Source organism: Pontixanthobacter aquaemixtae (genome assembly GCF_009827395.1).
GTDB classification, from domain to species: Bacteria; Pseudomonadota; Alphaproteobacteria; order Sphingomonadales; family Sphingomonadaceae; genus Pontixanthobacter; species Pontixanthobacter aquaemixtae.
Genome location: NZ_WTYX01000001.1, coordinates 658,584 through 672,356 on the forward strand (window position 1 = coordinate 658,584; position 13,773 = coordinate 672,356).

Consider the following 13,773-nt stretch of genomic DNA (forward strand, 5'->3'; position numbering starts at 1 on the left):
CACCCAACCTCCCCCTCAAGGGGGAGGAGAACTAGGCAAATTAAACGGTCAGGGTTACACTGTAACTCTGGCCGTTTTTTTATGTGCGTGATTTTCAAAAGTATTTTGCGAAAATCAGGGTGACACTTTTTCCATTCGAAAATTTTGATGACTTGCGACGCAGATTTTCGCGGAGGTTGTTGACGCGGTGCGTAATGAGCTGAGCGTGCTCTGACGAGCATACCTGCCATCGTGTTGGATTCGGTTTTCAAGGAGCCAGACGCGAAGTTAGCAAGCTTGTGGCGTGTAGGAAAATCAAGGCTTCTACCGGCCAACCTCTATCACCCAAATCTCCGGCTTTGAAAACAGCCGCACAGGCAACAGGCTCGTCCCCAATCCCGCGCCGACAATCACGCTGTTGCCGTTTTCATCCACTCGCCCGCAGGCATAGCGTTCGCCATGGTCGGACATGGTTGCGGGTGCGCCGCCCCATGGGTAGCGGATTTGGCCGCAATGGGTGTGGCCTGCGAGCATAAGGCCGAAATTCGCGGGCATATCGGGGAAGGGGTCGGGGCTGTGGCTCAGGATAATGCGCCCGCCAGAGAGTGGCTCCATCGCAGCCAGCGTTGCCGGCAAATCGGCCCGGCCGGTATAGTCATCGTCAATTCCGCCAACCACCAGTGGGCCGAATTGTGCGGCCTCGTTCTCCAGCACGCGGAAGCCGGCATTCTCCAGCCCGGCACGAATTGCCTCCATATCGAACCAGTGATCGTGGTTCCCCGGCACGGCGATTTTGATGATGCTGCCATCCAGCCCCTTCAGCGGCGCGGTTGCTTCCGCCGCCGTGTAAATATGCGTGGCGCTGCGTTTCTCGCTCACCAGATCACCGGCGATCATCACATAATCGGGTGCCAGCGCATTGATCTGCTCGACGATACCTTCAAACCGGCTGGGCGGCATATCCGGACCGGCAACATGCACGTCAGAAATCAGCGCCATGGTGACCGGCGCCGCATCCACCGGATAGCCTGCCAGTGACACTTCGGTTCGCTGGACAATCGGCGTCGCCATCGTGTCGCTATAGGCTTTCGCGCCCAAAGCGGCGGCAAGCGCAAACAGAGCCAGCGCGATCCAATATCTCTTTCTCAAAAGCCGGTTTCCATTGGTTGCGCGTATCCCTTTATTTGCAATGGCCCTTTGCGCGTTTTGGCGCGTGCGTATAAGGAGCGTTGCAACCTCAATTCATTCGGATTCTTCTGAGCTATGCCCGATCCTGCGCCCACACCCAAATACAACCGCGTTCTTCTGAAACTCTCGGGCGAGGTGTTGATGGGGGATCAGGATTACGGGATTGATCCCGAATATGTCGCGCGGCTGGCAGAGGAGGTGAAAGCGGCCAAGGATACCGGGCTTGAGATTTGCCTGGTTATCGGCGGCGGCAATATCTTTCGCGGGGTCGCGGGCGCGGCGCGCGGGCTGGACCGGACCACCGGCGATTATATGGGCATGCTCGCCACGGTGATGAATGCGCTGGCGATGCAGAATGCGCTGGAGCAAGCGGGCGTGCCCACGCGGGTGCAATCGGCCATTCCTATGTCTTCGGTGTGCGAGCCTTACATTCGCCGCCGTGCAGAGCGGCATCTGGAGAAGGGCCGGATCGTGATTTTCGCGGCGGGCACGGGCAATCCGTTCTTCACCACCGATACCGGCGCGGCCTTGCGCGCGGCAGAGATGAACTGCGATGCGCTGCTCAAAGGGACCAGCGTCGATGGCGTTTATGACAGCGATCCGAAGCAGAACGCCGATGCCAAGCGCTTCGATGAAATCAGCTATAGCCGCGTGCTCAATGACAATTTGAAAGTGATGGACGCCACCGCGGTGGCGCTGTGCCGTGAAAACAGCATTCCCATTGTGGTCTTCTCGATTAGAGAGAAGGGCAATGTGGTCAAAGTGCTCGACGGCACGGCGGTCCAGACCACTGTAAAAGCTTAAGGGAGAGGAAGCCCAAAATGGCAAAATACGACAAATCAGACATCGAGCGCCGGATGAAAGGCGCGGTGGAATCGCTCAAGGGCGATCTTGCCGGTCTGCGCACGGGCCGCGCCAATGTGACGCTGCTCGATCCGGTGGTGTGCGACGTCTATGGCGCGATGATGCCGCTCAACCAGGTGGCCACCGTGTCTGCGCCCGAACCGCGCATGCTGACCGTGCAGGTATGGGATAAATCGAACATGGCTGCGGTGGAGAAGGGCATTGCCCACGCAAACCTTGGCCTCAACCCGATGATCGACGGGCAGACTTTGCGTCTGCCAATGCCCGATCTGACCGAAGAACGCCGCCGGGAATTGGCCAAGCTGGCGGGCAAATATGCCGAGAACGGCAAAATCGCGATCCGCAATGTCCGCCGAGACGGGATGGAAGCGCTCAAAGACGACGAGAAGAAGAAAGAAATCTCCGAGGATGAGCGCAAGCGGCACGAGGAAGATGTGCAGAAGCTGACCGATCAATTCGTCGGCGAATGCGACACCATGGCCGAGGCCAAAGAAAAAGAAATTATGACGCAGTGAGGAAACTCCTCACACCGCTCTCTTCTTCCGCTCACCCTGAGCCAGTGGCGCTGCTCGCCGTCTTCGACTCCGAAGGGGTGCACTTACTTGAAGAAAGGGCAGGGCTTCGACAGGCTCAGCCCGATCGGTATTTTTAATGTCTAGCCAGCCCAACACCGCCAAACACGTTGCCATTATCATGGATGGCAATGGCCGCTGGGCGAAGCGCAAGCATTTGCCTCGCGCGATGGGGCACCGGCAGGGTGTCGAGGCCGTGCGCAAGCTGGTGCGCAGTGTCGAGCCGATGGGGATCGATTGCCTGACGCTCTATGCGTTTTCTTCGGAAAACTGGAAACGGCCCGAAGATGAAGTCGGCGATCTGATGAATCTGCTGCGCAAATTCATCAAATCCGATCTGCCCGAATTCATCGCCAATGACGTGCGGCTGAAAATCATCGGCGATTGGAAGGGGTTGGCGCCCGACATTGTCGCGCAGCTTGAAGATGCGTTGGAACAGACTTCCAAAGGCTCGCGCATTCTCGCGGTGGCGCTCAATTATGGTTCGCAGGATGAAATCGTCCGCGCTGCGCGGCGCGCTGCCGATGAAGGCGAAGTAACCGCCGATGCCATCGAACGCCATCTCGACACCGCCGATCTGCCGCCGCTCGACCTGCTGATCCGCACCAGCGGAGAGGTGCGTTTGTCGAACTTCCTGTTGTGGCAATGTGCCTACGCCGAAATGGCCTTTGTCGATGTTCTGTGGCCCGATTTCACACCGGAGCATTTGCAGCAAGCGCTAGACGAATTCGCCGACCGGGAGAGACGCTTTGGCGGACGGTGAGGCGACGAAGAAGCCCAAGTCCGACCTGCCGGTGAGGGTGGCGTCGGCGCTTGTGATGCTGGCGATTGCGCTGACGGCGTTGTGGATGGGCGGACGTGTACTCGATGCGTTTCTGGCGCTGGTCGTGCTGGTGACATTCGCGGAATATTGCGCGTTGATTTTCAAGATCACGCAAAAGCCGCTCAATCGCCTTCTCGCGGTGATATTTGGCGTCGGCTATATCGGCTATGCCGGTTACGCGCTGATCGCAGCAGACTCGTATTACCTCATCGCCGCGCTTGGTGCGGTGATTTTCACCGATGTCTTTGCCTATTTCTTCGGCCGCGGGATTGGCGGCCCGAAGATCGCACCCAGAATTTCCCCTTCGAAAACATGGGCAGGGCTGGTCGGCGGGATAATCGGCGCGGCGCTGTGGCTGGGCGCATGGGTTTCGACGTTTCATTACACCAGCGGTTACACGAGTTGGGCGGACTTCTGGGAGGCGACATCCGAAGACTCGCTTGGCGCGGCGGCCATCGGCATCATCCTGGCGGTTGCCGCACAATCGGGCGATTTCTTCGAAAGCTGGCTCAAACGCAAAGCCGGGGTGAAAGACAGTTCGAACCTGATCCCCGGACATGGCGGCGTTTTCGACCGCGTGGACGGGGTGATCCCCGTTGCCTTTATCGTCGGCTTGCTTTCGGGTGTCGCCTGATATGCGCAGCATCTCCATCCTCGGCGCAACTGGCTCTGTGGGCGCATCAACCCTCGACCTGATCCGGCGGGATCGGGATAAGTGGCGGGTGGTTGCGCTCACGGCGAATTGTAGCGCGGTGGATCTGGCAAAGCTGGCCATAGAATTTGATGCGGAGGTTGCAGTGGTGGGCGATGATGCCTGCCTCGGTGATCTGCGTGAGGCTCTTGCGGGCACCTCCATCAAGTCGGCTGGCGGCAAGCAGGCCTTGTGCGATGCAGCCGCACGCCCGGTCGATATCACCGTCGCGGCGATTGTCGGCTGTGCAGGGTTGGGGCCAGTCATGGCCGCGATAGAGCAGGGCGGGACCATCGCACTTGCGAATAAGGAAGCGCTGGTCTCGGCTGGCGATGTGATGACCGCTGCGGTCGCCAAACATGGCGCGACCCTGCTGCCCGTCGATTCCGAGCACAATGCGATTTTCCAGTGCTTGGCTGGCAACGACATTGCCGAGGTGAGCTGGATCACTCTGACCGCCAGCGGCGGGCCGTTCCGCGAATGGTCGCAGGCGCAGCTGGAGGCAGCGGCGCCCGAACAGGCCGTCGCGCACCCCAATTGGGATATGGGCGCGAAGATCAGCGTCGATTCAGCGACGATGATGAACAAGGGCCTCGAATTTATCGAGGCGCATCATCTGTTTCCGGTCGGGCTGGACCGTCTGCGCATCGTGGTTCACCCGCAAAGCGTCATTCATTCGATGGTCGAATATCGCGACGGATCTACGCTCGCGCAGCTGGGCCCGTCGGATATGAAAGTGCCGATTGCGTCCTGCCTTGCCTGGCCTAAGCGGATGGAAACCGGCTGCAAGCCGCTGGATTTGCCCGCGATTGGCGAACTGACCTTCTTTGCGCCCGATGAAACCCGCTTTCCCGCGACCAAGCTGGCGCGCGAGGCGGTGCATGTGGGCGGTGCGGCCCCGGCTACTCTCAACGCTGCAAACGAAGTCGCAGTCGCCGCGTTTCTGGACGGTCAGATCGGGTTCACACGGATTGCGGCAATAGTGGCAGAAACGCTCAATCACGATATAGAGCCTGCGCCGCGCACATTGGATGATGTGCTTGCGGTTGATCGCGCCGCTCGCATCCGTGCGAGTGAATTGTTGGAGAACGCCTGAAGTGCTCGAATCTGTACCCATCTGGATGTGGATCGTCGGTTTTTTGCTCGTGCTCGGGCCGCTTATTACGATTCATGAGCTGGGCCACTATCTGGTTGGCCGCTGGTTCGGGGTGAAGGCAGAAGCGTTTTCGGTCGGCTTCGGCAAGGAATTGTGGGGCCGCACCGACAAACATGGGACGCGCTGGAAAATCGCCGCGCTGCCGGTTGGCGGCTATGTCCAGTTCAAAGGCGATATGAACCCGGCGAGCATTCCCGATGCAGAATCGCTGGAAGAACTTGCGCCGGAGGAAAAAGCCGGAAATTTCCATCACGCAGCCCTGTGGAAGCGCGCGCTGATCGTGTTTGCTGGGCCGGCCACCAACATACTGGTCGCGCTGGCGATCTTCATCGGCTTCAACATGATTTACGGCAAAGTCCTGCCCGCTGATCCGGAGCAGGAGAATGTCATCGGAGCCTTTGCCGAAGCGTCCTCTGCGCGCGAAGCGGGTATGCAGCTTGGCGACAAGATCATCGCGGTTAATGACGAAAAGCTGGAAGATTTCATGGATCTCCAGCGCAATATCTCGCTTTACCCGAACCAGACCGTCTCGATCACCTATTCGCGCGACGGTGTGGTTTCGACCATCCCGGTGAAGATCGGCAGCTTCCAGGAAAAGGACCAGTTCGGGAACGAATCGACAGTCGGGCGGATCGGCGTTTCAGCGGCGGCCCCCGAACGGGTTTTCGAACCGGTCGGGCTGGGCGAGGCTATCTCGCTTTCGGTTACCCAAAGCGTCGAGATTTTTGAAATGATCGTCACCGGACTGAAGCAGGTAATCGTCGGTGACCGCTCCGTTCGTGAGATGGGCAGTTTCATCAAAATCGCCAAATATTCGGGCGAGCAGCTCAGCCTCGGGGCGCCCGAATTCAGCTTTTTCATCGCATTGATCTCAATTAACTTGGCATTCATTAACCTGCTGCCAATCCCCGCGCTCGATGGCGGACATTTGGCATTCTATGCGGTTGAGGCGGTTCGGCGGAAGCCGGCCGGCCCGGTTGCAACCGAATGGGCATATCGGACGGGCGTGGCATTCGTATTGGTGCTGATGATATTTTTCACGATCAATGATGTCGTGGACCTGGCGATTTAGAGCGTTTTGCTCTGATCGGGACGAATACGCAGGGGAGTGGGTTTCGACACCGCTTGATCGGGGGCACAGCATCGGGCAGAGGGCGCGTAAGCGTGTCCTGGCCCTGCGGATCAGGCGGCGCCGAAGCATAATTTTTAATGGACGGGATACCCGTGTCTATGAATGGACGGAAAATGAGCGGCGACACAGAGATTAGAAACGGTCGCCGACTTGCGCTGGCTTTGCTGGGCGGAACGATGCTGGCGGGGATGCCTGCTGTGGCAATTGCACAGGACGAAAGCGGGCAGGCTGCGGATCAGCCCACACCGGCCCCTGCGCCGCAACCGGATACTATCCAGTCGATCGCCGTCACCGGCGCGCAGCGCCTCGAGCCGCAAACGATCCTCAGCTATATCCAGATGCGCCCCGGCCAGGAATATTCGCAGGCTGCGGCTGACCAGGCTTTGAAAGAGCTCTACGCGACCGAATTGTTCGCCACCGCCAGCATCCGCAACAATGGCGGCAATGTGATTATCGATCTGGTCGAAAACCCGGTCATCAACCGCATCATTCTGGAAGGCAACAAGCGCCTGAAGAATGACAAGATCGTGCCCGAGATCAAGCTGGCACCGCGGCAGATTTTCACCCGCTCCAAAGTGCGCGCGGACACCGCGCGTATTCTTGAACTTTACAAGCGGCAAGGCCGTTTCGCGGCGACGGTAGAGCCGAAGATTGTCGAGCTGAGCCAGAACCGCGTCGATGTGGTTTACGAGATTTCGGAAGGCCCCAAATCGAAGGTCCGCCAGATCAACATTATCGGCAATGAAGTGTTTTCCGACGGCGATCTGCGCGGTGAAATGGTCACCAAGCAATCGCGCTTCACGACCTTCTTCAGTTCCAACACCAGCTACGATCCCGACCGGCTGGCGTTTGACCAGCAGAAGCTGCGCCAGTTCTATCTGACCGAAGGCTACGCCGATTTCCGCGTTGTTTCGGCAGTGGCTGAACTTACGCCTGACAAAGAAGACTTCATCATCACCTATGTGGTGGAAGAGGGCGAGCGCTACAAATTCGGCGAAGTCAGCGTGGACAGCCAGATTCGCGATTTTGACAGCGATGCGATGAGCCAGAGCCTGCCCATGAAAGGCGGCGATTGGTACGATGCAAAAGCGGTTGAGGACACGGTTGAGCAGCTGACCGAACTGGCGGGCCGCTTTGGCTATGCATTTGCCGATGTTCGCCCGCAATTCAGGCGCAGCAAAGAAGATCTCACCATGAGCATCACCTTTGTCCTGAACGAAGCGCCGCGCGTCTATGTCGAGCGGGTCGATGTAAACGGCAACACCTTGACGCAAGACAAGGTTCTCCGCCGCGAATTTCGTGTGTCCGAAGGCGATGCGTTTAACTCGATTGGCGTGAAGCGTTCCACCAACCGGATCAAATCGCTGGGATTCTTCCAGGAGAATTTCGAAATCGAACAGGTCGATGGCAGCGCGCCCGACCGGATCGTTCTGGAAGCCAATGTCGAAGAAAACCCGACGGGTGAACTCCAGCTTTCGGCTGGTTTCTCTTCGATCGAGAGCTTTATTCTGGCGGCTTCGATCCGTCAGCGTAACTTCCGCGGTCGCGGCCAGACCGTTGGCGCCAGCGTCAACTATTCGCGCTTCTCGCGTTCTTTTAATCTGAGCTTCACCGAACCTTACGTGTTCGACCGGAATATCTCGACCGGGATCGATATTTACCGGCGCGATTTCAACAGCTTCAACTTCCGCGGCGGTGATCGCAACACGACCTTTGAACAGGCCACCACAGGTGCCTCTATCAGGGTTGGCGTTCCGCTGTCCGAATATATGTCGCTGGTCGGTAGCTATACCTTCAACTACGATGATATCTCTCTGGACGAGAACCAGTTCTTTGCCGATTTTGACGGTGACGGGGTGCGAACATGCGAACCGCTGCTCGCCGGCCGGTTCCTGTGTGATGCGATTGGTAAGCGGACAAGTTCAATCCTCGGCGCAACATTGGCGTTCGACAATCTCGACAGCCGTTTCCGCCCGACACGCGGCGAGAGCATTTCGCTTACGACCGAATTTGCCGGGCTGGGCGGGACAGAGCGTTATATCCGGCTTCGCAGCAGAGGTGCAAAATACTGGCCTGTGCTGGGGAACTTCATCTTCTCCGTTCAGGCCGAAGGCGGCTTTATCAAAGGTCTGAAGGACCGCGGGCCGGGCGTCGATGATGTCCGTTTGAACGACCGCTTCTTCCTGGGTGAACCGCAGTTCCGCGGGTTTGACATTCGCGGTGTCGGACCGCGCATCATCCGTACCCCTCTGGTCGATGACGATGCGGATCCATTGACGCCGCGTGTGCCGACCACCAACGAAGATCTGATCTCTGACGATGCGATCGGCGGCACCGGCTATTATCTGGGCCGCGCAGAGCTCGAGATTCCATTGGGCACTGGCGCACGCGAACTGGGTCTGCGGCCTTCGGTCTTCCTCGATGTGGGCGCATTGTTTGGTGTGGACACGCCGAATTTGCAGAACTTCCCCAACGGGGTGCAAGCGCGTGATGCGGACAGCAATTTGCTGTTCATCGAGAATGTCGATGACGGCAATGGCGGCGTAACGCCAACGCAGACAACCAATCCGATTGCGGCAGATTTGGTGACACCCAATACGCCGCTCATTCTGCCCAACAGCTTTATTTCCGAGACTTTCCTTGGTGACTCCGTAAGCCCGCGTGTTTCGATCGGGATCGGGGTGAACTGGAATTCGCCATTCGGGCCATTCCGGATCGATTTCGCCCATGTGTTGCGCAAGCAACCGGGCGACGACACCAAGAAATTCACGTTCAATGTAGGAACACAATTCTAATGAAGACTTTTCTCAAAACGCTCGCGGCGGCATCGCTCGCGACTGCCGCAATGTCAGCTGCACCCGCCACTGCGCAAGTCTCTGGCAAGATTGCTGTAATCAGCCCGACCGAAGTCGTGCTCAGCACCACTGCGCTGCAGAATGCGTACCAGCAGATCAACACCACTTACGCGACCCAGCGCACCACGCTTGCCGAGCGCACCCAGCAGTACCAAACGCTGTTGCAACAGCTCGACACGAACGGCGACGGTCAGCTTGACGAAGCCGAACAGCGGGCAGCATCGCAAAATGCCGCGCAGGTTCAGCAGGCGCAGCAGTTGGAGCAGGAAATTGCACAGCTGAGCAACCAGATCGAACGCGTGCGCATTTACGCGGTCGAGCAGGTTTTGACGCAGTACAATCCCGCGTTGCAGCAGGTCATCCAGCAACAACAGGTGCAGGTTGTTCTGAACCCCAATTCGGTCACCTATGCAGCACCAGACGCCAATATCGGCGATGAAGTTACCGCTATTATCAATACCACGCTTCCTGTTGCCAGCATCACTCCGCCACAGGATTGGCGTCCGCTGCGGGCATCGGTTGCGATGTTCCAGAACGTTCAGGAAGCTTTGCTGGCCGTGGCTCAGCAGCAGGCCGTTGCTGCGGCTGCGCAGCAACAGCAGCAACCAGCGCAACCCACGCAACCACCGGCGCCGACTGGCCGTTAATTCAGCAACCTTGGGGACGGGGCAATGAGTAGTGAATCAGGCGCCAAAGAGAATGATGGCGCCGCATATGACATCCAAAAAATACTCAAGGCCCTGCCTCACCGGTACCCGCTGCTTTTGGTGGACCGCGTCAAGTCGCTGGAATTAGGCGAGAAAATTCATGCGGTGAAGGCGGTGTCCTTCAACGAAGAGTTTTTTCAAGGCCATTTTCCGGGCGCACCGATCATGCCCGGCGTGCTCCAGATCGAGGCGATGGCGCAAGCCGCCGCGATCCTTGGCATAGAGACGCTGGAGCTGGCAGGAACCGGCAAGCTGGTGTTCTTTATGGGCATAGAGAACGCCAAATTCCGTTCGCCGGTAACGCCGGGCTGCCTGCTCGATATGCATGTCGAATTCGTCCAGAAACGCAGCCGCGTCTATAAGTTCAAAGGCGTGGCCAGCGTGGAAGGCAAAGTGACTTGCCAGGTCGAATTCACCGCGATGATCGCCGATCCGCCTAGCTGATTTGTTTTAGACCCTCAGTCGCCGGGCGGAACGCATCCGCGTTCCTTGGCTGTCCTCGCTAACGCTCGGGCGGGCCGCTTGGCCCTTTGGCTGCCGCGACCAAGGTCCAGACCAAATGTCGATGGCTTGGAATGTTCCGTATTGCGCTGATCCGGTCAGCGACTAGCTGACCGCAAGGCCGGAGTCGAAGCCGAAGGCCCAGACGGCCAAAGGCCACCTGTACGGCCGCCCGAGCTTATGCAAGGTAGCCAAGCTGGCCGGATGGCCAGCGCCCGGCGACTGAGGGACCAAACAAACAACTCTTCGGCGCTTGAGGCAAAACAAAGAATCCAGCGAGGTTGGTCTTGCTTTCCGAAGCAAGACCAACTAAGCGGCGCGCTTTCCGAACAACAGCGCGTCCGGTCGGAACCGGGCACAAGCTATAAAGGACATATGCCATGAAGGCCGAAGGACATCCCGATTACCACATGATCACGGTCAAAATGACCGATGGTACTGAGTTTCAGACGCGCTCTACCTGGGGCAGCGAAGGCGACACTCTGTCGCTTGAAATCGACCCGACAAGCCACCCCGCATGGACCGGTGGCCGTCAGCAAGTTCAAGAAGGCGGCCGCGTGGCCAAATTCAACCAGCGTTTCGGCGGTCTTTCGCTCAAGAAGAAATAAGCCTCGCAGGCATAAAAATAGAGAAGGGCGGTCCCGCGGGGCCGCCCTTTTCTATACGCGCTCCAATGGAATATGCCCGCGGCCTGTTGCTTCGACGCAAATGGCGTCGCCAGCGCGAATGACTCCATCGGCAACTACCACGCTCATTATCCCTGCTTTACGGATCAGTCCTTCAGGCGATTTCTCGACCATCTCGCCAAGCAGCCCGGTACGGAAATTCTCGATCTGCTTGCAAGGATTCCGAAGGCCGGTAACGCGCAGCACTGCGCTCTCACCGATATGCAGCAATGTATCGCGCGATAGGCCGAGCAGGTCGATCCCGCGCGTGGTAATATTCTCGCCTAGATCGCCGGATGCGATGTCATATCCCTTGCCGCGCAGCTCGTCGAACAATTCTGTGTGGATCAAATGAATTTGGCGCAGATTGGGCTGCATTGGATCGACCGCAACGCGCGAGAGGTGTTGCACTGTTTCGCCCGCGTGAGCGTCGCCCTCAACGCCAAGCCCAGCGCGGATGGTGATTTCCTCGACAACCTCTTTGGAAAAGCGATGCGTTCCATCTTTGGCGACTGCGATGACAGATGGCGCGATCACCCCCATTCCCTCTCGCGGTACCATTTGGTCAGGACATATTTCAGCCCCTTGCGCACTTTCATCCCGTGATGGAGCGTGTTGGGATTGACGCGGCCATCTGCCCGCCTGTTGTTCCAGCACAAAAGCTTGCCGGTTTCGGGCTTGAAAATCTTGTTGATCGCCTTGAAGCGCGTGCCGCCGCCAGCCTCGACCGGGTTGAGATAGACCATGAAAGTCCATGTCCGTTGGCCCGAAATGGTGCAATATCGGGCATAATCCTCGCCATCTGGCGCGAAATAATCGGTGTGCGGTTTGAACTCCTGCCCCACATCATAACGCTGGCCCTGCAACGGCTCGCCAAATTTGGGGTCGATGCCTGACAGGCCTTCGAGCAACGCCTCCATCTCCACCACGCAGGCAACTTCCGGCGCCAGATCGCAGGTTTCGCTGGTGCGGAAATATTGGTCGCCATTGTCGTCGGCAATGGTCGAAGGGCGGCGTTCTGCATCAATCCGCGCGATCAGCCGCTGGCACAGATCAGGGGGAACGAATCCGCGAAGCTGGTATATTTCGGCCTTTGGCGAGGGGACGCGTTGCACCCCGCTGCGCGATAGCAGCTTTTCCGCCCAAGATTCGCCCGTCCGATCCATCAAAAACAATGAACACCAGCGGGCAAGACTTCGCAAGGTGTGAAATAATCTTGCGTAAGAGCCGGGTTTTGACAGTTTTCGCTTCCCAAACTGCCAAACCTATGCAATTGGCTCGCGCCCGGTTCGGAAGCGGCTTGACCGCGCGGCGTGTGGGGCTAACAGGCCCGTCAGCACGGCTTTCTTTCGAAGAAGCGGGCTGGATATGTGGCGATCGTAGCTCAGTTGGTTAGAGCGCCGGTTTGTGGTACCGGAGGTCGGGGATTCGAGCTCCCTCGGTCGCCCCATTATCTTCCCGAAATTGCCGTCGAAACAACGCGCCCGATTCTGCGGCGCGGTAGCGTTCCCTAATGAGGCGGGGCTTTGACGATGACGGCGTTCTGGACCGAACCGGATTTTGACGATCACGAGCTTGTGCAGCTTGTCCATGACCGCGCATCGGGCCTGACCGCGATTATCGCGTTGCATTCCACGCATCTTGGCCCCGGCGCGGGCGGCACCCGTTTCTGGCACTATCCCGAACCGAAGGACGCGATCCGTGATGTTCTGCGCCTCAGCCGCGGGATGAGCTACAAGAACGCGATGGCCGGTCTGCCTATGGGCGGCGGCAAGGCGGTGATTCTGGCGGACAAGGATCCCAGCAAGACCCCCGAAATTCTCTCTGCCTTTGGCGATGCGGTTGATGCGCTGGATGGACGATATGTCACAGCCGAAGATGTCGGCATCAGCGAAGCGGATATGGTTGCGGTGTCACAGCGCACCCGGTTTGTCTCCGGCTTGCCCGTTTCGGGCGAAGATGCCGCAGGCGGCGATCCTGGCCCGTTTACCGCGATGGGTATCTATCACGGGATCAAGGCGGCCGTGCAGCACAAGCTGGGCAAGGATTCGGTCGAAAATGTGCATGTCGCGATTCAAGGAATTGGCAGCGTGGGCGGCGGCGTTGCGCGCCTGCTGGCGCATGACGGTGCAAAACTGACGCTGTCCGACATCAATGAAGATCGCGCCAAAGCGCTGGCGAGCGAGCTTGACGGTGAATTTGCCGCGCCCGACGCGATTATGGGCGTGCAGTGCGATGTGTTCAGCCCCAACGCGCTGGGCGCGATTCTGGATGATGAAGGCATTGCGCGGCTTGATGCGCCGATTGTCGCAGGCGGCGCGAACAACCAGCTTGCGCGGCAGGGGCACGGGCAGATGCTTGCCGATCGCGGCATTCTTTACGCGCCTGATTATGTGATCAATGCCGGCGGGATCATCAGCGTGGCGATGGAATATCTGTGCAAGAAAGACGGCACTCCCTGCGACATCAACGAGGTGCGCAAGCGGATCGCGCAGATCCCCGGCAGGCTCGAAGAAATCTGGCAGGAAAGCGACAGCTCCGGCGTGTCATCCGATGCCGTGGCGGACCGGATGGCGCAGAAGCTGATCGGTCGATAGCGCTTTCACTTGCGAGCAAGGTGACGGCCTGCCAAAGCTGAGG

The 13,773-nt window shown here is 58.5% G+C and carries 14 protein-coding genes and 1 tRNA gene; 12 read left to right on the top strand and 3 right to left on the bottom strand.

Features of this window, described 5'->3' with window-relative positions; translation table 11 throughout:
* Positions 1 to 303 precede the first annotated feature (303 nt).
* Positions 304 to 1,128: a metallophosphoesterase gene (locus GRI41_RS03255; RefSeq protein ID WP_235901037.1), complete on the bottom strand. Its 825-nt coding sequence runs from the start codon at positions 1,126 to 1,128 to the stop codon at positions 304 to 306.
* 114 nt (positions 1,129 to 1,242) lie between these two features.
* On the opposite strand from GRI41_RS03255, the gene pyrH reads away from it, so the two are divergent.
* From pyrH to rpmE, 10 genes are all read left to right on the top strand, one after another.
* On the top strand, positions 1,243 to 1,971 hold the full coding sequence (gene pyrH / locus GRI41_RS03260) for a UMP kinase (RefSeq protein ID WP_160603351.1): 729 nt from the start codon (positions 1,243 to 1,245) through the stop codon (positions 1,969 to 1,971).
* A gap of 17 nt (positions 1,972 to 1,988) precedes the next feature.
* The gene (gene frr / locus GRI41_RS03265; protein ID WP_160603352.1) at positions 1,989 to 2,546 is read left to right on the top strand and encodes a ribosome recycling factor; all 558 of its coding nucleotides are present in this window, start codon (positions 1,989 to 1,991) and stop codon (positions 2,544 to 2,546) included.
* Between the two features lie 136 nt (positions 2,547 to 2,682).
* Positions 2,683 to 3,366 (top strand): polyprenyl diphosphate synthase, encoded by a 684-nt coding sequence (gene uppS / locus GRI41_RS03270; RefSeq protein WP_160603353.1) that lies wholly within the window; start codon positions 2,683 to 2,685, stop codon positions 3,364 to 3,366.
* Positions 3,353 to 4,060 (top strand): phosphatidate cytidylyltransferase, encoded by a 708-nt coding sequence (locus GRI41_RS03275; protein ID WP_235901038.1) that lies wholly within the window; start codon positions 3,353 to 3,355, stop codon positions 4,058 to 4,060. The genes uppS and GRI41_RS03275 overlap by 14 nt, the downstream gene beginning before the upstream one ends.
* Before the next feature lies 1 nt (position 4,061).
* The gene (dxr, locus tag GRI41_RS03280; protein WP_160603354.1) at positions 4,062 to 5,213 is read left to right on the top strand and encodes a 1-deoxy-D-xylulose-5-phosphate reductoisomerase; all 1,152 of its coding nucleotides are present in this window, start codon (positions 4,062 to 4,064) and stop codon (positions 5,211 to 5,213) included.
* Position 5,214: 1 nt separating this feature from the next.
* Positions 5,215 to 6,345: an RIP metalloprotease RseP gene (rseP, locus tag GRI41_RS03285; protein WP_328600504.1), complete on the top strand. Its 1,131-nt coding sequence runs from the start codon at positions 5,215 to 5,217 to the stop codon at positions 6,343 to 6,345.
* Between the two features lie 173 nt (positions 6,346 to 6,518).
* Entirely contained in the window at positions 6,519 to 9,200 is a 2,682-nt protein-coding gene (gene bamA, locus GRI41_RS03290; protein ID WP_160603355.1) for an outer membrane protein assembly factor BamA, read from the top strand.
* Complete coding sequence (locus GRI41_RS03295; RefSeq protein ID WP_160603356.1) at positions 9,200 to 9,907, top strand: OmpH family outer membrane protein; 708 nt, start codon at positions 9,200 to 9,202, stop codon at positions 9,905 to 9,907. Before bamA ends, GRI41_RS03295 begins: the two co-directional genes overlap by 1 nt.
* A 24-nt stretch (positions 9,908 to 9,931) precedes the next feature.
* Positions 9,932 to 10,411, top strand: a complete 480-nt coding sequence (gene fabZ, locus GRI41_RS03300) for a 3-hydroxyacyl-ACP dehydratase FabZ (protein ID WP_160603357.1) — start codon at positions 9,932 to 9,934, stop codon at positions 10,409 to 10,411.
* A 437-nt stretch (positions 10,412 to 10,848) separates the two neighbouring features.
* Positions 10,849 to 11,076, top strand: coding sequence for a 50S ribosomal protein L31 (gene rpmE, locus GRI41_RS03305; protein WP_160603358.1), 228 nt, complete (start codon positions 10,849 to 10,851; stop codon positions 11,074 to 11,076).
* Between the two features lie 51 nt (positions 11,077 to 11,127).
* Here rpmE and GRI41_RS03310 read toward each other — a convergent pair whose 3' ends face one another.
* Positions 11,128 to 11,670 (bottom strand): MOSC domain-containing protein, encoded by a 543-nt coding sequence (locus tag GRI41_RS03310; protein WP_407985506.1) that lies wholly within the window; start codon positions 11,668 to 11,670, stop codon positions 11,128 to 11,130.
* Positions 11,667 to 12,299, bottom strand: coding sequence for a prolyl hydroxylase family protein (locus tag GRI41_RS03315; RefSeq protein ID WP_160603359.1), 633 nt, complete (start codon positions 12,297 to 12,299; stop codon positions 11,667 to 11,669). Before GRI41_RS03315 ends, GRI41_RS03310 begins: the two co-directional genes overlap by 4 nt.
* A 207-nt stretch (positions 12,300 to 12,506) precedes the next feature.
* On the opposite strand from GRI41_RS03315, the gene GRI41_RS03320 reads away from it, so the two are divergent.
* Positions 12,507 to 12,583, top strand: a tRNA-His gene (locus GRI41_RS03320).
* A gap of 82 nt (positions 12,584 to 12,665) precedes the next feature.
* Entirely contained in the window at positions 12,666 to 13,730 is a 1,065-nt protein-coding gene (locus tag GRI41_RS03325; protein ID WP_160603360.1) for a Leu/Phe/Val dehydrogenase, read from the top strand.
* The last annotated feature ends 43 nt before the right edge of the window (positions 13,731 to 13,773 follow it).

Excerpts from the sequence above, each read along its gene's own strand:
- pyrH (WP_160603351.1), top strand. The coding sequence starts at position 1,243 with ATGCCCGATCCTGCGCCCACACCCAAATACAACCGCGTTCTTCTGAAA.
- frr (WP_160603352.1), top strand. The coding sequence starts at position 1,989 with ATGGCAAAATACGACAAATCAGACATCGAGCGCCGGATGAAAGGCGCG.
- uppS (WP_160603353.1), top strand. The coding sequence starts at position 2,683 with ATGTCTAGCCAGCCCAACACCGCCAAACACGTTGCCATTATCATGGAT.
- dxr (WP_160603354.1), top strand. The coding sequence starts at position 4,062 with ATGCGCAGCATCTCCATCCTCGGCGCAACTGGCTCTGTGGGCGCATCA.
- bamA (WP_160603355.1), top strand. The coding sequence starts at position 6,519 with ATGAGCGGCGACACAGAGATTAGAAACGGTCGCCGACTTGCGCTGGCT.
- GRI41_RS03295 (WP_160603356.1), top strand. The coding sequence starts at position 9,200 with ATGAAGACTTTTCTCAAAACGCTCGCGGCGGCATCGCTCGCGACTGCC.
- fabZ (WP_160603357.1), top strand. The coding sequence starts at position 9,932 with ATGAGTAGTGAATCAGGCGCCAAAGAGAATGATGGCGCCGCATATGAC.
- rpmE (WP_160603358.1), top strand. The coding sequence starts at position 10,849 with ATGAAGGCCGAAGGACATCCCGATTACCACATGATCACGGTCAAAATG.
- GRI41_RS03315 (WP_160603359.1), bottom strand. The coding sequence starts at position 12,299 with ATGGATCGGACGGGCGAATCTTGGGCGGAAAAGCTGCTATCGCGCAGC.
- GRI41_RS03325 (WP_160603360.1), top strand. The coding sequence starts at position 12,666 with ATGACGGCGTTCTGGACCGAACCGGATTTTGACGATCACGAGCTTGTG.